The 16,814-nt window shown below is 52.9% G+C and carries 18 protein-coding genes; 3 read left to right on the forward strand and 15 right to left on the reverse strand.

Annotated elements, in window-relative coordinates; genetic code table 11:
- Positions 1-20: 20 nt before the first annotated feature.
- The 15 genes from TH19_RS13370 to folK form a co-directional block, all read right to left on the reverse strand.
- Positions 21-1,394: a TRAP transporter large permease gene (locus TH19_RS13370; RefSeq protein ID WP_114102857.1), complete on the reverse strand. Its 1,374-nt coding sequence runs from the start codon at positions 1,392-1,394 to the stop codon at positions 21-23.
- Positions 1,394-1,939: a TRAP transporter small permease subunit gene (locus TH19_RS13375; protein ID WP_181846410.1), complete on the reverse strand. Its 546-nt coding sequence runs from the start codon at positions 1,937-1,939 to the stop codon at positions 1,394-1,396. Before TH19_RS13375 ends, TH19_RS13370 begins: the two co-directional genes overlap by 1 nt.
- 240 nt (positions 1,940-2,179) lie before the next feature.
- Complete coding sequence (parC, locus tag TH19_RS13380; protein ID WP_114102945.1) at positions 2,180-4,423, reverse strand: DNA topoisomerase IV subunit A; 2,244 nt, start codon at positions 4,421-4,423, stop codon at positions 2,180-2,182.
- Positions 4,424-4,554: 131 nt separating this feature from the next.
- Positions 4,555-5,310 carry a DNA repair protein RecO gene (gene recO, locus TH19_RS13385; protein WP_114102859.1) on the reverse strand — a complete coding sequence of 252 codons (756 nt, stop codon included), beginning with the start codon at positions 5,308-5,310 and terminating at the stop codon, positions 4,555-4,557.
- Between the two features lie 9 nt (positions 5,311-5,319).
- A complete protein-coding gene (locus TH19_RS22765; RefSeq protein ID WP_181846411.1) occupies positions 5,320-5,487 on the reverse strand; it encodes a hypothetical protein in 168 nt (55 codons plus the stop codon).
- Positions 5,487-5,717, reverse strand: coding sequence for a hypothetical protein (locus tag TH19_RS13390; protein WP_114102860.1), 231 nt, complete (start codon positions 5,715-5,717; stop codon positions 5,487-5,489). The genes TH19_RS22765 and TH19_RS13390 overlap by 1 nt, the downstream gene beginning before the upstream one ends.
- 43 nt (positions 5,718-5,760) lie before the next feature.
- The gene (gene era / locus TH19_RS13395; protein ID WP_114102861.1) at positions 5,761-6,699 is read right to left on the reverse strand and encodes a GTPase Era; all 939 of its coding nucleotides are present in this window, start codon (positions 6,697-6,699) and stop codon (positions 5,761-5,763) included.
- Positions 6,692-7,375 (reverse strand): ribonuclease III, encoded by a 684-nt coding sequence (gene rnc / locus TH19_RS13400; RefSeq protein WP_114102862.1) that lies wholly within the window; start codon positions 7,373-7,375, stop codon positions 6,692-6,694. The genes era and rnc overlap by 8 nt, the downstream gene beginning before the upstream one ends.
- On the reverse strand, positions 7,375-8,121 hold the full coding sequence (gene lepB, locus TH19_RS13405; RefSeq protein WP_114102863.1) for a signal peptidase I: 747 nt from the start codon (positions 8,119-8,121) through the stop codon (positions 7,375-7,377). The genes rnc and lepB overlap by 1 nt, the downstream gene beginning before the upstream one ends.
- A 27-nt stretch (positions 8,122-8,148) precedes the next feature.
- Entirely contained in the window at positions 8,149-8,544 is a 396-nt protein-coding gene (gene acpS, locus TH19_RS13410; protein ID WP_114102864.1) for a holo-ACP synthase, read from the reverse strand.
- Positions 8,541-9,293: a pyridoxine 5'-phosphate synthase gene (locus TH19_RS13415; protein WP_114102865.1), complete on the reverse strand. Its 753-nt coding sequence runs from the start codon at positions 9,291-9,293 to the stop codon at positions 8,541-8,543. Before TH19_RS13415 ends, acpS begins: the two co-directional genes overlap by 4 nt.
- Positions 9,290-9,970: a DUF2062 domain-containing protein gene (locus tag TH19_RS13420; RefSeq protein ID WP_258547955.1), complete on the reverse strand. Its 681-nt coding sequence runs from the start codon at positions 9,968-9,970 to the stop codon at positions 9,290-9,292. The genes TH19_RS13415 and TH19_RS13420 overlap by 4 nt, the downstream gene beginning before the upstream one ends.
- A gap of 157 nt (positions 9,971-10,127) precedes the next feature.
- Entirely contained in the window at positions 10,128-12,272 is a 2,145-nt protein-coding gene (locus TH19_RS13425) for a RelA/SpoT family protein (RefSeq protein WP_114102867.1), read from the reverse strand.
- 143 nt (positions 12,273-12,415) lie between these two features.
- On the reverse strand, positions 12,416-12,748 hold the full coding sequence (gene rpoZ / locus TH19_RS13430) for a DNA-directed RNA polymerase subunit omega (protein ID WP_114102868.1): 333 nt from the start codon (positions 12,746-12,748) through the stop codon (positions 12,416-12,418).
- Between the two features lie 110 nt (positions 12,749-12,858).
- Positions 12,859-13,407: a 2-amino-4-hydroxy-6-hydroxymethyldihydropteridine diphosphokinase gene (gene folK / locus TH19_RS13435; protein WP_114102869.1), complete on the reverse strand. Its 549-nt coding sequence runs from the start codon at positions 13,405-13,407 to the stop codon at positions 12,859-12,861.
- 210 nt (positions 13,408-13,617) lie between these two features.
- On the opposite strand from folK, the gene TH19_RS13440 reads away from it, so the two are divergent.
- From TH19_RS13440 to recQ, 3 genes are all read left to right on the forward strand, one after another.
- Positions 13,618-14,226, forward strand: a complete 609-nt coding sequence (locus tag TH19_RS13440; protein ID WP_114102870.1) for a LabA-like NYN domain-containing protein — start codon at positions 13,618-13,620, stop codon at positions 14,224-14,226.
- Positions 14,227-14,301: 75 nt separating this feature from the next.
- Positions 14,302-14,943, forward strand: a complete 642-nt coding sequence (locus tag TH19_RS13445) for a uracil-DNA glycosylase (RefSeq protein WP_114102871.1) — start codon at positions 14,302-14,304, stop codon at positions 14,941-14,943.
- A 19-nt stretch (positions 14,944-14,962) separates the two neighbouring features.
- Positions 14,963-16,795: a DNA helicase RecQ gene (recQ, locus tag TH19_RS13450; RefSeq protein ID WP_114102872.1), complete on the forward strand. Its 1,833-nt coding sequence runs from the start codon at positions 14,963-14,965 to the stop codon at positions 16,793-16,795.
- Positions 16,796-16,814 lie beyond the last annotated feature (19 nt).

The following is a 16,814-nucleotide window of genomic DNA, read 5'->3' on the forward strand; positions in this document are numbered from 1 at the left end:
TATCTTGCTCTGAAATAAGATCAGAACAGAACACTCGGAAGCCAGGTCGCCAGCCACGGGAATGCCGCAACAAGACACAGACCAAGCATCTGGATCATCACAAACGGTATAATCCCGCGATAAATATCAAGTGTCTTGATCGCAGCCGGCGCAACACCGCGCAGATAGAACAGTGCAAAACCAAACGGCGGCGTCAGGAAGCTGGTCTGAAGGTTGATGGCAATCATCACACCAAGCCAAACCGGGTCAATATCCATCTTGAGCAGGATCGGACCAACAATCGGGATCACCACGAAGACGATCTCGATGAAGTCCAGGAAGAAGCCCATGAAGAACATCAACAGCATGACAACCAGCATTGCGCTGAATTCGCCACCAGGAAGGTTGTGCAGCAGGTCTTCGACCAGAAGATCACCACCAAGACCGCGGAACACCAGCGAGAACACCGACGCACCAAGCAGGATAACGAACACCATCGCACTGACCTGAACCGTCTGGCGCACAACATGGCGCAGAACTGCCATATCCAGACGCTTGTAGAATGCAGCCAGAACAATCGCGCCGATCGAGCCGAATGCAGCAGATTCAGTCGGGGTCGCAATACCGGTCAGGATCGAACCCAACACAGCAACAATCAAAAGTCCCGGAGGCAGCAATGCACGAAGCACTTCACCCCAAAGACCTTCCGGACGCTTGCCTTCGACCAGCGCAGGCGCGGCTTTCGGATCGATCAATGACTTGATGATGATCCAGCCAATGTACAACGCAACAAGTAGAAGCCCCGGAATGAATGCACCGGCAAACAGGTCCATCACCGAAATCGGTTCCGGTGCCCAGTTGCCAATTGCACGCTGTGCCTCGGCATAGGCGCCCTGCAGGATATCGCCCAGAAGAACCAGAACAATCGACGGCGGAATAATCTGACCAAGCGTACCCGATGCGCAAATGACACCGGTCGAAAGTTTCGGATCATAACCGGCCTTCTGCATTGCCGGCAGGCTGAGCAAGCCCATGGTCACAACCGTGGCACCGACAATACCGGTCGATGCTGCCAGCAACATGCCAACAATAACCACCGAAATACCAAGACCGCCACGCATGGTGCCAAACAGCATCCCCATGGTGGTCAGAAGCTTTTCGGCGATCCTTGCACGTTCAAGCATGACGCCCATGAAAACGAACAAAGGAATAGCCACATAAAGCTCGTTGGTCATCACACCGAAATAGCGCGACGGCAGCGACCCCAGAAGCGGCATGTCAAATGTGCCCATTGCATTACCGATAAGGGCAAATACAAGACCGGTCCCCGCAAGCGAGAAGGCAACCGGAAAACCAAGAAGAAGCACGCCGCAAGCAACGGCGAACATCACCAGGCTAAGAATTTCCCCCGTCATCAAACGCCCTCGTGCTCTTCTTCTTTGATTTCAAATTCTTTGTGGCCAGCGAGCACCAAAATACTGCGCGCAGCAAGCGAAAGCCCCTGCAACAGCATCAGCACACAGAAGACCAAAATCACCGATTTGTATAAGAACAGGCCCGGAAGACCGCCCGTCTCGTGCGATCCTTCAAGACGGTGCCAGCTCGTCGCAACATACGGATAGCTGTACATCAGGATCATGATGAGCACCGGCATCATCAGGAACAGGGAACCAAAAAGGTCAACCCATGCCTTGTAACGCGCCGATGCCGGACGATAGAAAACGTCCACACGAACGTGACCACCGTGCAAAAGCGTGTAACCCGCTCCTACCATGAACATAATGCCGTAAAGCCACATATAGCTTTCCTGCATTGATACCCAGCCGACTGCGAAGCCATAACGCAATGTGGCTACCAAAAACGTGATCACAACCATCGGGATCACCAGCCAGGCTACCGCGCGACCGATCAGGTCATTAAGACCGTCTATCGCGTGGACGAAATTTCCCAGAAATCTCACTTTTCACTCCCAAGCCCTTATTAATCTCACAGGAATATTGCGGGCTTCCTGTTAATCAGGTTGCGAAGTTACATTTTAACCATCAAAAACACCATATCTTTTGGCACGCAAATCCGCCATATCTGGGTGAATTTGCAGCATATGATGTTGTTTGCATCTATTTTGGCCAATCAAAGGTATAAAAAAAGTCGGAGGGTAAAGCACCTTCCGACTTTTTTGGTTCCAGAATGATCTGTCCGACTATTCGAATTTATTCGACCGCGGGAAGCCATTTGGCGGCATGCGCCCTGCCCCTGCACGTTTGCCGATCCATTCGCCAAGCTCGGTCACAGTGCGGGTGCGGCCTTCGCTGCCCCCCATTGCCCAGCTCAGACCATCTTTAAGATTGAACAGGATCAGGTCAGAAAGACCGCCCTGACGATATTTCTGCAAAATAACGCCCCGGCCACGGGTCATTTCCGGCACTTCACCAACCGGATAGATCAGCAGTTTGCGGTTTTCACCAAGAACAGCGACATGGTCCTTTTCGACCGGAAGGAAGATTTTGGCGACTTCCCCGGTTCCAAGGTTCAGCACTTGCTTGCCGTTTTTGGTCTGGGCAACCACGTCTTTTTCGGCGACCAGGAACCCACGACCACCAGAACTTGCCACAAGCAAGTTACGACCGTCTTTGTGAACAACCATCGATACGATGTCATGTTCCTGCGGCAGATCAATCGACAGACGGATCGGCTCCCCATGGCCCCGGCCACCGGGCAGCTTGTCGCAAGACATGGTATAGCAACGACCCGCCGTCGACAGGATCAGCAGCTTGTCCGTGGTAAAGGCCTTGATCGCAAAGCGATGTTCGTCGCCATCCTTGAATTTAAGATCACTGATATCGGCGGTATGACCTTTGAGTGCACGGATCCAGCCCATTTTTGAACAGATGACCGTAATCGGTTCACGTTCAATCAAGGCTTCAAGCGGCACTTCGATTTCTTCGGGCGCATCGCCAATTTCGGTGCGACGTTTGCCAAGCGCGGTTTTCTTGCCGAAATTCTCGCGCATGACTTCGATCTCGTCGCGGATCTTCTCCCAGCGCAGGCTTTCGCTGGCCAGAAGTGCTTCGAGACCTTCTTTTTCTTCGGTCAGTTTGGCGTGCTCGTTCTTGATTTCCATCTCTTCGAGCTTGCGCAACGACCGCAAACGCATATTCAGGATCGCGTCGGCCTGAACTTCGGTCAGGTTGAACGTCGCCATAAGGGCGTTTTTCGGTTCATCCTCAAACCGGATGATACGGATCACTTCATCAAGGTTCAGATAGGCAACAAGATAGCCTTCCAACACTTCAAGACGATGATTGATCTTTGCCAGGCGATGTTCGGAACGACGGATCAGGACTTCCTGGCGATGAGCCAGGAATGCGCGCAGAACTTCACGCAAATTCATGACGCGCGGCGTGTTATCACCATCAAGAACGTTCATGTTCAAGCCAAACCGGATTTCCAGTTCGGTATTTTTGAACAGCATTTCCATCAGATGTTCCGGCTCGACCGCACGGGTGCGCGGTTCAAGAACCAGACGAATGATATCGGTGGACTCATCGCGCACATCGTTCAGAAGCGGCAGTTTCTTTGCCACCATTAAATCAGCGATGCGTTCGACCAGTTTGGCTTTCTGAACCTGATAGGGAATTTCGGTGATCACAACCTGATAAAGGCCGTGGCTCAGCTTTTCGACTTCCCACTTTGCACGCAGGCGGAATGATCCACGCCCGGTAGCATAGGCTTCAAGAATGTTTTCATGCGGTTCAACCAGAACACCACCGGTCGGGAAATCCGGCCCCGGCACGCAACGTACCAGCTCGGCGATTGATGTTTCCGGCTTGTCGATCAGTTTGATCAGACCCGTGCACAGTTCACCAACGTTGTGGGGCGGAATATTGGTTGCCATACCAACCGCAATACCGGCCGCACCATTGGCCAGAAGGTTCGGGAAGGCTGCCGGCATAACAACCGGTTCCTGTTCCTCGCCATCATAGGTCGGGCGAAAATCAACCGCATCCTCGTCCAGGCCATCCATCAGGGCGGCGGCAACCGCAGTCATGCGGGCTTCGGTGTAACGCATTGCCGCGGCGTTATCGCCATCAATGTTACCGAAGTTGCCCTGACCATCGACCAGCGGATAACGAACCGCAAAATCCTGTGCAAGGCGCACAAGCGCGTCATAGACCGACTGATCACCATGCGGGTGATATTTACCGATCACGTCACCAACAACACGGGCGCATTTCTTGAACCCCTGTTCCGGGTTCAGTTTAAGCTGCCGCATGGCGTAAAGAAGACGACGATGCACCGGCTTAAGGCCATCACGCACATCAGGCAGGGAACGCGACATAATCGTCGACATCGCATAAGCGAGATAACGTTCGCTTAGCGCATCAGCAAGTCGGGTTTCCCTGATTTGACCGGCACCAGCCGGATCGGAAGTCTTGGTGCTCATGAACGATTTTTCTTGTTGCTTGGCAGAATGGACAGGCGCAAGGGTATTCGGGACCCGAACAGCTTGCGATACTCGCAACATACTACGCGGGGCATAGGGGCGGTCAACAGATGCGAACCAAAATGATCAATTTATTTTTCTTCGCTGCCATTCATGCGCCAGACATGGCTGACAAGCCTGTCACGTGCGGCAACCGGTTTGATGCCCTTGGCTTCAAAGATATCGCGATGAATGAAAAATCCCGTCAGCTTCAATCCATCGCGCATCTGATCCGAAAGTTCGGCTTCCTTACGCGTTTGCGATGCCCTGCCAATCGCAAGAAAAGCTGGTAATGGCAACAACCTGTCACGATAGGCATTGCCCGCCGGTTCGCTTACTGCACGGCCGCTTTTGGGGGAAACATAGGCCAGATCACTGGTCGCATCGGTCGCCGCACAATGTTCAAGATCAAGGCCATAGCCAAGCTCTTCGAGCAAACCGACTTCCCAACGGATATAGGTCGGCAACCACTGCTCGGTCTTAAGCGCTGCCATCAGGGCAACCGTCCCATGATACAAATCAGGATGCGTTTCGCGTTCTGGCAGGGTCGCATCCAACATCGCGCAAGCCGAACTCATCGCCATCAGGGGGCCCGGCTGCAACAAAAGATCGGCGGCATGTGCGCCTGTCAACTCACAGCGAAATTGACCCAGATGTTCGGCAAGGCGGGCCGACCACCCTACCCGTATCTCGTTGCCCGGTTCGAGCGTGCCGCGCATGGATTTGCTCATCGCACCGCGTACCATGCCGGCATGACGTCCATAGTCGCAGGTCAGAACCGATAGCCGGACCGAACTTTCGCCCAGTTTGCGTGTCGAAAGAACAATGCCATCATCACGCCAGTCCATTCCGGCCTCTTAGAAATAGCCGCTGGGAACGATCAGGCGTGTCACCAGGAAGAACATACCAACAAGGCAGGATGCCAAAGCAAATATCGCGGCACCAAAGATGACCTTGCGCAGCAACGAACTGTTTTCGACTTCGTCAATCGCCTGATCAATCGGATCGGTAGAATTTCGGGTCATCAGTTTGGTCCTCCGCCCGTCATTTTCCAGAACAGGCCCAGCACAAAAACGCCAACCGCCACCAAAAGCGCAATCAGATTAAGCGGGCGATGCAGAAAAGTTTTCTCGCGTTGCACAGATGCGTTGCCACGACCGTGACGGAATGGTCGTCTGGCAATACGCGCAACGATCATTGCGGCAGCAGCGCCGACAACGATCATCACAACACCCCAGAACGATCCGATTTCCATGAGTTACCCGGCAATTGATGGTCAATCTGTGCAACGCAAAGACTTATGCGTTGGGATCAAGGCCCCACATGGCAAAGCGATTGGGATCATCGCCCCAGTTTTCACGGACTTTAACAAACAGGAACAAATGCACGCGGCGTTCGAAAATGGCTTCGAGCTCCTTACGCGCATCGCTTCCCAATGCCTTGATCCGCTTGCCACCTTTGCCAAGAATAATGGCTTTCTGCCCTTCGCGTTCGACGAAAATGGTCTGTTCAAGCTTGACCGAACCGTCTTTGCGTTCTTCCCAAAGCTCGGTCTCGACCGTTGCCGAATACGGCAATTCCTGCTGAAGCTGATAATACAGTTTCTCGCGGGTGATCTCGGCCGCCAACAGACGCAACGGCATATCCGAAACATCGTCTTCGGGGAACATCCAAGGACCATCAGGCATTTTGGCAGCAAGGAAATTCACAAGATCCTGCGTGCCAGCCCCTTTCTTGGCCGAAATCATAAAGACATCGGTAAAGACTTCGTGGGCAAACAGTTCCTGGGAAAGACGCAGGAGTTTTTCCTTGTCGGAAACCTTGTCGACCTTGTTCAGCGCCAGAATGGCTTTGCGGTTCTGGTCTTTAAGCTGATTGATGATCGCAAGATCTTCGTCGGTGATGCCAGAACCGGCATCAATGACAAGAACCACGAGATCCGCATCATCCGCACCATTCCAGGCCGCTTTGACCATGGCCCGGTCAAGACGGCGTTTGGGTGCGAAAATGCCCGGCGTATCAATGAAAACAATCTGCGCATCTTCGGTCATGACAATACCGCGCACACGGGTACGGGTTGTCTGGACCTTTGGCGAGACGATCGACACTTTCGTGCCGACAAGCTGGTTCAGGAGCGTCGATTTGCCTGCATTAGGCGCACCAACAAGTGCGACAAAGCCGCAACGCTGCTGATAAGGTAATCTGTCTTCGGCCACCGGTGTGGGAACCTCATTCATCGCTTAGTTTGTCCAACATCATGCGAGCGGCAAGTTGCTCCGCCTCGCGTTTAGATTTTCCTTCGGCACTGACGTTTTCGCCATCGCTGGTCGTCAGTTCGATGGTAAAGATCGGTGCATGCGCCGGACCTTCACGTCCGACCATTTCATATTTCGGCAGCGGCTTGCCCCGCCCTTGCAGCCATTCCTGCAACTGCGTTTTCGCATCTTGCGGCGGCTTGTTGGCTTCATCGAGAAGCGGCGTCCACAGCTTTTCGATAAAACGGCGCGCCGGTTCAAGTCCGCCATCAAGATAGAGTGCGGCAATCACGGCTTCCATGCAATCAGATAAAATCGCCGGATTTGTGTCTGCACCTGCTGCCCGTTCGCCCTTGGCCATCTGAATGTGGTCGCCCAGATTGATCTGAATGGCCACACGCGCCAGCGTTTCACGACGCACCAGTGCGACAAAGCGCTTTGCCATCGCTCCTTCGCGCTCTCGCCCGAACCGGGTATAGAGCATCTCGGCAACAACAAGCCCCAAAACCCGGTCCCCCAGGAATTCAAGACGTTCATTGCCACCGCTGAGCGCATCTTTACCCTTGGCCGCACTTCTATGAGTAAGTGCAACACGTAAAAGGTCAGGATTGGAAAAACCGTGATCTATCTCGGCGATCACGGGGATGCCGTCGCTCATCAGTTGACCCCCTGGAACAGGCGATCAAAGCGGATGCTGCCAAGGTCATAAACCGGCTGTGAACTGTCCTTGGAATAGAACAGGAATTCAGCACGACCGACCAAATTTTCAATCGGGACAAACCGGAACCGCGACGGGAATGCACGGCTGTCAGCCGAATTGTCGCGGTTATCACCCATCATGAAGTAGTGACCTTCAGGTACGGTGAATGCCTCAGTATTGTCGCTGGGACCCTGATCCCCGAACAGTTCCAGAATACGGTGAACCTTACCATTCGGAAGCGTTTCGATATATTGCGGGACAGCTGCCGAACGACCACTGCCATCCGTCAGGATGTAATCTTCGATACGTTCGCGTTCGATCAGTTTGTTATTGATATACAAACGACCGTTGGTGACCTGAACCGTATCACCCGGAAGGCCTATCACGCGCTTGATATAGTCCTGGGTGGTGTCAGACGGCAGTTTGAAGACAACCACATCACCACGCTCGGGCTCGGATTCAAACACCCGCCCCGGAATAACCGGAAGACTGAACGGCATGCTGTGTTTCGAATATCCGTATGAAAATTTAGAAACAAACAGATAATCACCAACCAGCAAGGTCGGGATCATCGAACCAGACGGAATATTGAACGGTTCGAAAGCAAAAGTCCGAACCATAAGTGCAATGACAATGGCCCAGAAAACGGTCTTCAAGGTGTCCAGAAGTCCACCCGTTTTCTTTTTCTGCACAAGCTTTTCCATTCCGTATTTAACCAATCAATTTATCTGTCAGTCAGCCGAAATTACCACGACGGCATTCGCCAGCGGGTATTCGTCCGTTAATGTCACATACACCGAAGCAGTTTTACCGTCCGGAGTTAATTCTTCAAGTCGTGCCAGCGCACCGTTGATCAATACCATATCGGGCTTACCACTTGGTTGATGTACCACACCCATGGTGTTGTGATAAACACCGCGGCGAAAACCGGTACCAAGTGCCTTTGAACATGCTTCCTTTGCGGCGAACGCCATTGCAAGGGATGAAGCCGTTCTATGGGGCTTCCGGACGGCACGCGCAATCTCGACATCGGTAAAGACACGCTTCATGAAACGCTCGCCATGGCGTTCAAGGGCAGTCTCTATCCGACGGATATCACACAAGTCTGTGCCAATCCCAATGATCATTTTGCATTGCCCGTCTGATCACGTGCCTCGGTCATCAATCGACGCATTTCTGCAATCGCGTCTTCCAGCCCGACAAAGACCGCTTCACCGATCAGGAAATGCCCGATATTAAGTTCGGCAATCTCCGGCATGGCGGCAATCGGTTGCACGGTTTCGTAATTCAGACCGTGACCGGCATGGATTTCAAGTCCAATCCCTGCCCCGTATTCCACCGCCGCACGAATACGTTCGAGTTCGCGCGCCCGATCTTCTGCGTTTTCAGCATCGCAATAGGCACCGGTATGGATTTCGACCACCGGGGCACCAAGGCTTTTTGCAGCATCAAGCTGCGCACGGGATGCCTCGATAAAAAGTGAAACGCGAATGCCTGCATCCCCAAGCTCGGACACAAAGCGTTTCAGATGATTATGGCCGCCAACAACGTCAAGACCGCCCTCTGTTGTGCGTTCCTCTCGTTTTTCCGGAACAAGGCATACTGCGTGCGGCTTTGTTTCAAGCGCAATCTTCAGCATCTCGTCCGTTGCAGCCATTTCGAAATTAAGCGGCAAATCAACGTCTTGACGCAGCTTTTGCATGTCTGCATCACGAATATGTCGACGATCTTCGCGTAAGTGGGCTGTTATGCCATCGGCACCGGCGGCCTTTGCCAAGGCTGCTGCACGAACAGGATCGGGGCTGTTGCCGCCGCGGGCATTCCGGATTGTGGCAACATGATCAATATTAACGCCGAGCCGAAGTTTCGAACTCATTTGGAGTCATCCTGCTTGCTGATGGTGTGTTTCGCGACATTGCCGATCTTGTCTTTGGCATTCTCAAGCATCGGAACAAGCCCGTGACGTTCCGATTTCTTCATCCTGCGCAAAATACGGTTGTGACGATAAATGATCACTGCACGACGGACCGGAAAATAGAACAAGGCCCAAACCACGATGGAAGTCGGTATGCATCCGATCACCATCGGCCAGATAATATCGACGATACTGGCCCAAAGGTGAGCCAGCGTCTGATGGTCTGCGGCATCCCAGTGACCAAAAATAAGTCCACCGCCGATATAGCTTACGCCGAGAACCACAAAATCCCACAGGACCGCCATGTCAAAATGAACGGCGACAGATGTTTCATCAACACCAAGTATCCAGTTACCGCAGGTATAAAGCCATAACCAGATGAACGGAAACGTCCATGGATTTCCAACAACCGTTCCCAAAATCGACGCAACCACGTTGCTGCGCGTCACAAGACTGATCAGCGCGGACGCAATGAAATGGAAACCGATAAAGGGTGTGAAGGATACGGCGGCCCCGATCGCAAAGCCCGAAGCAATGCTGTATGGTGTGCCGGGCAAACGTGCGACGCGATGAGCAAAGTATTGCGAAGAACGACGCCATCCGCCACGCGGCCAGACTACGTTCCGTACTCTTTGCATTGATGATGGTTTTATGCGGCGGCGAAACATGCGGGTCAGTTCTGAAAATCAGGTAACGCAATAAAAAGTCGAGGCATATGCGTAAGTGCTGACTGCGTACTTGGCAAGGCTTTTACGCGATCCTCACCTAAAAGATGAATAGCTTCACAGCCCGCCATTATCCGCGCGCGCGCTCAACGGCATTGACAACCGGTGTTGCCCGCAATGCCGCAATGATATTGGTCAGATGTTTGACATCGACCACATCGATATCAATCAGCATTTCAAAGAAGTCAGTGGTGCGGTTGGTAAAGCGCAAATTGGTAATGTTGCCGTGGTTCTTGGCAATGACGCTGGTAATTGAACTGAGGGCCCCCTGTTCGTGACCAACGGTTAGACCCAGACGCCCGATGAAATGTTCCGGTTCACCATCATTGTCCCAACCAACATCAAGCCAGCGTTCAGGCTGCTCGGTAAAGGTTTCAAGCGTATCGCAATCAATCGTATGGATCGTCACACCTTTGCCGGTTGTAACAATCCCGACAATACGGTCGCCTGGCAATGGGTGACAACAGCCGGCATAATGCACAGCCATCCCCGGAATAAGGCCCTTGATCGGGATCGCATGATCATGTTTACGAGACCGGACCTTATCAAGTGGCACGATCTTGCGTGCGGTTTCCTTGTCCTTGGTACCCGGGAACACGGCATGAACGACTTCGCGTCCGGTATGGTGCCCTGCCCCGACCAGCGTCAGAAGTGCATCGACGGACGGCTGTTTGAAAATCTTGAGAACACCGTCAATCGCCTTGTCCGAATAGTCGTATCCTTCCTGACGGAATGCCTTCTGCAAGATCGCCTTGCCGAGGTCCTTATATTGGTCTTCCTGCTGCTGACGGATGAAACGGCGAATTCGCGCACGTGCCTTGCCGGTAACAACAAACCGTTCCCAGGTCGGATTCGGTGTTTGCGCCTTCGATGTTACGATTTCGACCTGATCACCGTTATTGAGCATGGTGCGCAGCGGCACCATCGCGCCATTGACCTTTGCCCCGACACAGGTGTCCCCGATATGGGTATGGATCATATAGGCGAAATCGACCGGGGTCGCGCGCGCCGGAAGCGCTATCACATCGCCTTTCGGGCTAAAGCAGAATACCTGATCCTGGAACATCGCCAGTTTGGTATGTTCAAGGAATTCTTCCGGTTCTGATGCGTGTTCGAGAATATCAAGAAGGTCACGCAGCCAGCGATATTGAACGCCTTCTTTTTGCTGCCCGGTCGGTGTGTCCTGCTTATAGGCCCAGTGGGCAGCCACACCGTTCTCGTTGACCTCGTGCATCTGACGGGTGCGGATCTGAACTTCGATACGGTGGTTTTCCGGACCAAGCACCGTTGTGTGAATGGAACGGTATCCGTTGGGCTTTGGCGTCGAGATATAGTCCTTGAACCGACCCGGAACGACTTTGTAATTGGCATGCATATAGCCAAGAACCTCGTAACATTCCGGCAAATCTTCGACTAGAACACGGAACGCCATGATGTCAGAAAGCTCGCCGAACGTGATGTTCTTGCGCTGCATTTTCTGCCAGATCGAATACGGACGCTTTTCACGGCCATAGATATCGACCTTAAGTCCCTGACGGGAAATGACGTCTTTCAGTTCGGCCACAATGCGGTTTACGACATTGTCGTCTTTTTCACGCAGGAATTCCAAACGTGCGATGATAGAATCGCGGGCCTCGGGATTGATATGCTGGAAGGCAAGGTCTTCAAGCTCTTCCTTGATGTCATGCATACCGATACGCTCGGCAAGTGGCGCATAGATTTCAAGCGTTTCAGCAGCGATCCGAACGCGCTTCTCGGGCTTTGAAATATAATGAAGCGTCCGCATGTTATGCAGACGGTCGGCCAGCTTGACGAGAAGAACACGAATATCTTCAGACATCGCAAGCAACAGCTTGCGGAAGTTTTCGGCCTGCTTTGAATCCGCAGATTTAAGTTCGATCTGGGTCAGCTTGGTAACACCATCAACCAACTTCATGATGTTGGTGCCAAAAAGCTTGGTGATTTCTTCTGGTGTGGCGTCTGTATCTTCGATCGTGTCGTGCAGAAGCGCTGTGATAATCGTATCACAATCAAGCTTGTAATTGGTCAGAATGCCCGCGACTTCGATCGGATGGGAAAAGTACGGATCGCCCGATGCACGCTTTTGCGAACCATGTTTCTGGGTTGCATATACATATGCCCGGTTCAGCGTTGTTTCGCACGCTTCCGGATCATAAGCCTTCACCCGTTCCACAAGTTCGTATTGGCGCATCATTCAGGGGCATCTCCGTCTGGTCCACTCGGGGGTTTTGGTCGAACCCCTTCATAAGATAGTACGATTTAGACAAAAAAAAGCCACGGAAGATAATTACCGTGGCTTTTCTTTTGAAACAGGCTCAGTTCAACGTCTATCTGGCCTTATTCTTCTTCAGTCGGCATGATGACGCCAACAGAGGCATCTTCAACTGCTTCTGCAACCAGTTTCGGACCGAAATCGTCTTCGGCTTCTTCCGGCTCGTCGCTTTCAACATGCCGTTGCAGACCCTGAACCATGCCATTGCGCAGATCGTCAAAATCAACCGTTACTTCGGCGATTTCACGCAGCGCAACAACCGGGTTCTTGTCGTTATCACGATCAATGGTCAGTTCTGCACCGGCCGAGATGTTGCGTGCACGCTGAGCTGCAAGCATAACAAGCTCAAAGCGGTTCGGAATCTTGTCAACGCAATCTTCGACGGTAACGCGCGCCATAAATGTCTCCAGAAATACTTTTGGGGTGTCCAGACCGAGCTTTATAGCGCCGGATCATGTGTGTTGCAACAGCGAAACCACTCTTTCGGGCAGGTTTTCGCAAGGTTATTTCAGCTATCTGCCTGCTTTCTGATCTGCTGATCCGCCGGAAGATCGGCAATCAGATAATCAACAGAACGAAGAAGAACAGGATGAACCCAGTCATTTGCCACATCACGCAGGGGCAAAAGCACAAAGGCCCGCTCAGCCATGCGCGGATGGGGAACCTGAATGCCGCCCTCTTCACGCACAAGGTCACGGCCATAGGCGATCAGGTCAAGATCAATTACCCGTGCAGCATTGCGTTCACGGCGCACGCGACCAAATTCGGCCTCGACCTCGTGCAACCGTTCCAGAAGATCATGCGCCGAAAGTCCGGTTGAAATCCGCGCCACACCATTCACATACCAAGGCTGATCCGAGATCGGAACCGGTGCCGTTTCATAAAACGATGACACAAGATCAATCGAAATATCGCCATCCCGACTCAAACGTTGCAGTGCCGCTTTCAATGTTTGCGCAGGCGCACCATATTCATCGGTAGGCAAATTGGCACCGAAAGCAATCAGGATGGCATCAACTGAAGATGCACTGGTCGGAGTTGGTGTCGGCGTGCTCACAAAGCAGACTTTCAGTTCAAGTGGATAGCAGGCAGTTCTTTGCCCGGCGGCTCATTCCCGTCAGGCGCGAAAGACGGCATATCTAAGGGAGGCATCATACGCTGTCTACGATATTTTCGCCTTTCTTTGTCCTACCAGCCACGGTAGATATTGAGTGTTCCGTATTTTTTGGAACGGCATAATTAAATTTGATGTTTGAGGAATTTCAGGATGATTTTTTACCCGCAAGAACGCATCGGGTTGTTTATTGACGGCTCGAACCTCTATGCTGCTGCAAGATCGCTTGGCTTTGACATTGATTACAAACGCCTTTTGGATCTTTTCGCCCAGAAAGGCCAACTTATCCGGGCCTTCTATTACACCGCATTGATCGAAGATCAGGAATATTCCCCGATCCGCCCGCTGGTCGATTGGCTGGATTATAACGGCTATACCATGGTCACCAAACCGACCAAGGAATTCACCGATGCCGCCGGTCGCCGCAAGATCAAAGGCAACATGGATATCGAGTTGGCAATTGACGTCATGGAAATGGCGCAACATCTTGATCATGTTGTTATTTTCTCGGGCGACGGTGACTTCCGCCGCTTGGTCGATGCCGTGCAGCGCAAAGGCGTTCGCGTTACCGTCGTATCCACCGTCAAGTCCAACCCGCCGATGGTGGCAGACGAGTTGCGCCGTCAGGCAGATAACTTTATCGAACTGACCGAACTTGAAGGCACGATTGCCCGCAAGGTTCAGCCGCGCCGTGACGACGGCCATCCCGAAATTGATGATCATCCCGATCATCCGGAACTTGACGATTTCGATTTCGAGTAACGAAGTCCGACTTCGCCCATCACCTTTACGACCGGTTACGGCACCATCCGTAACCGGCAAATTTATCAGACAGCCATGACCAGCTATCAGCAGCCCGATATCGATTGCCAGCTTTGCCCGCGTCTTGTTGAATTCAGGCGCGCCAACCAGGAAAAGTTTCCGCAATTCTATAACGGTCCGGTCCGTCCGTTCGGGCCAATAAATGCAAGATTGCTGATTGTTGGACTTGCACCGGGTCTTAAGGGTGCGAATGCCACAGGGCGCCCGTTCACCGGCGATTATGCCGGTGATCTTTTATATGACACCCTTAAGAAGTTCGGCTTTGCCAAGGGTACTTATGACAAGCGCCCGGATGACGGCCTTGAATTGCTGGATTGCCGTATCACAAATGCAGTGAAATGCGTTCCGCCTGAAAACAAGCCGACCGGGCCAGAAGCCAATGCCTGTCGCCCGTTTCTGATCAGTGAATTTGGCGCAATGGAAAACCTGTCTGCCATCCTGTGCCTTGGACAAGTTGCCCATCAGGCAATGTTGCGCACCTTCGGGCTTAAGCTTTCATCGCTTAAATTTGCCCATGGCGCGTCACATAAAATGGAAAATGGCATCACATTGTTTGATAGCTATCACTGTTCGCGCTACAACACCCAGACCTATCGCCTGACGCCAGAGATGTTTGAAAACGTCTTTGCCGACATCCGCGCACATCTGGACGGTTAATTTGCCTGATTCCTCGCCTATGAATGACCTGCTCGACCGACCTGTTCAACGTCAGCCGATAGACGTGCTGCGCGAGGTATTCGGCTATGACAGTTTTCGGGGCCAACAGGCCGAAATCATTGATCATGTGATTGCCGGAAACGATGCACTGGTTCTGATGCCCACGGGCGGCGGCAAATCACTTTGCTATCAGGTTCCTGCCCTGTGTCGTCATGGCACGGCGATTGTCGTATCGCCTCTGATTGCATTGATGAAAGATCAGGTCGACGCCCTTAATCAGCTTGGCGTCAAGGCAGCCTTTATCAACTCGACCCTGTCCCCGGATGCCGCGCGCGAGATCGAAACCCGCGCTGTTGATGGCGACATCGACCTTTTATATGTCGCACCTGAACGCTTTGCGACGGACCGGTTCCTTAATCTGCTGGACCGTATCAGCATATCTCTGTTTGCAATTGACGAAGCCCACTGCGTTTCACAGTGGGGCCATGATTTCCGGCCGGAATACCGCCGACTTGACCTTTTGCCGACGCGATTTTCGCACGTACCGCGAATTGCCTTGACGGCAACGGCGGATACCCCGACGCGCAAGGACATTGCCGAAAACCTGCATCTGACGGATGCACAGTGTTTCATTACCGGCTTCGACCGGCCCAACATCACCTATCGGATTGAAACCAAGGGCAATTCGAAACAGCGGCTGCTTTCGTTCCTGAACCGCGAACATCCCGAAGATGCCGGCATTGTTTATTGTCTGTCGCGGCGCAAGACCGAAGATGTTGCACAGTGGCTTACCGATAACGGACGCCCTGCCTTGCCCTATCACGCCGGTCTAACACAGGAAACGCGACAACTGCATCAGGACCGCTTCCTGCGCGAAGACGGCATGATCATTTGCGCGACGGTTGCCTTTGGCATGGGGATCGACAAACCCAATGTCCGGTTTGTCGCGCACCTCAACCTGCCCAAAAGCATGGAAGCCTATTATCAGGAAACCGGCCGCGCGGGCCGTGACGGCCTTCCGGCCAACGCCTGGATGAATTACGACCTTTCCGACATCGTTTCGATCCGCAGCATGGTGGCAAGTTCCGACGCCCCCGAAGCACAGAAGCGCATTGAATCACGCAAGCTTGACGCGCTGGTTGGTCTTGCGGAAACCACCAAATGCCGTCGACAGGTCATCCTGTCCTATTTCGGCGAGGATCAGCATCAACCTTGTGGCAATTGCGACACCTGCCTTGAGCCGGTCGAAACATGGGATGCCACCGACGCATCGCGAAAGGCGCTTTCGGCAGTTTATCGTACAGGTCAGCGGTTTGGCCCGGCGCATGTGATTGAAGTTTTAATGGGCCGCAAGACCGAAAAAATCCGCCAGAACGGCCACGATGATCTTTCGGTTTATGCGATTGGCAAAGATATCGCGCAACCACAATGGCGATCCGTCTTCCGGCAACTTCTTGCCATGGGGTATTTGCAGGTTGACGTCGAAGGTCATGGCGGTGTGTACCTGACCGAGGAATCGCGACCGGTTCTGCGCGGCGAGAAAGTCGTCGAAATGCGCATGGACCCGGGCGAAAGCAAACGCGCCATGACCCGTCGCCTGCGCGATTTCGATACCGAATTCGAGAATGAAGACGACCGTGACCTTTGGGAACGGTTGCGCACCATGCGCCGTGAACTGGCAACCAGCCAGAATGTCCCGCCCTATGTGATCTTCAGTGATCGCACATTATGGGAAATGGTCCGCTTCAAACCACGCACACTGCAAGACATGGCATCAATCAATGGTGTCGGGGTCAAGAAGCTCGACCAATACGGTCTGGCATTTCTTGATGTGATGGATGGGCGCCGGTAAGGCTCAACACCCAAACCTG

The sequence above is a fragment of the Thalassospira profundimaris genome (assembly GCF_003326675.1).
Lineage (GTDB): Bacteria > Pseudomonadota > Alphaproteobacteria > Rhodospirillales > Thalassospiraceae > Thalassospira > Thalassospira aquimaris.

Excerpts from the sequence above, each read along its gene's own strand:
- rpoZ (WP_114102868.1), bottom strand. The coding sequence starts at position 12,748 with ATGGCGCGCGTTACCGTCGAAGATTGCGTTGACAAGATTCCGAACCGC.
- TH19_RS22765 (WP_181846411.1), bottom strand. The coding sequence starts at position 5,487 with ATGACCCGAAATTCTACCGATCCGATTGATCAGGCGATTGACGAAGTC.
- TH19_RS13445 (WP_114102871.1), top strand. The coding sequence starts at position 14,302 with ATGACCAGCTATCAGCAGCCCGATATCGATTGCCAGCTTTGCCCGCGT.
- lepB (WP_114102863.1), bottom strand. The coding sequence starts at position 8,121 with ATGGAAAAGCTTGTGCAGAAAAAGAAAACGGGTGGACTTCTGGACACC.
- TH19_RS13390 (WP_114102860.1), bottom strand. The coding sequence starts at position 5,717 with ATGGAAATCGGATCGTTCTGGGGTGTTGTGATGATCGTTGTCGGCGCT.
- TH19_RS13440 (WP_114102870.1), top strand. The coding sequence starts at position 13,618 with ATGATTTTTTACCCGCAAGAACGCATCGGGTTGTTTATTGACGGCTCG.
- rnc (WP_114102862.1), bottom strand. The coding sequence starts at position 7,375 with ATGAGCGACGGCATCCCCGTGATCGCCGAGATAGATCACGGTTTTTCC.
- TH19_RS13370 (WP_114102857.1), bottom strand. The coding sequence starts at position 1,394 with ATGACGGGGGAAATTCTTAGCCTGGTGATGTTCGCCGTTGCTTGCGGC.
- recQ (WP_114102872.1), top strand. The coding sequence starts at position 14,963 with ATGAATGACCTGCTCGACCGACCTGTTCAACGTCAGCCGATAGACGTG.
- parC (WP_114102945.1), bottom strand. The coding sequence starts at position 4,423 with ATGAGCACCAAGACTTCCGATCCGGCTGGTGCCGGTCAAATCAGGGAA.
- era (WP_114102861.1), bottom strand. The coding sequence starts at position 6,699 with ATGAATGAGGTTCCCACACCGGTGGCCGAAGACAGATTACCTTATCAG.
- TH19_RS13425 (WP_114102867.1), bottom strand. The coding sequence starts at position 12,272 with ATGATGCGCCAATACGAACTTGTGGAACGGGTGAAGGCTTATGATCCG.
- TH19_RS13420 (WP_258547955.1), bottom strand. The coding sequence starts at position 9,970 with ATGCAAAGAGTACGGAACGTAGTCTGGCCGCGTGGCGGATGGCGTCGT.
- recO (WP_114102859.1), bottom strand. The coding sequence starts at position 5,310 with ATGGACTGGCGTGATGATGGCATTGTTCTTTCGACACGCAAACTGGGC.
- acpS (WP_114102864.1), bottom strand. The coding sequence starts at position 8,544 with ATGATCATTGGGATTGGCACAGACTTGTGTGATATCCGTCGGATAGAG.
- TH19_RS13415 (WP_114102865.1), bottom strand. The coding sequence starts at position 9,293 with ATGAGTTCGAAACTTCGGCTCGGCGTTAATATTGATCATGTTGCCACA.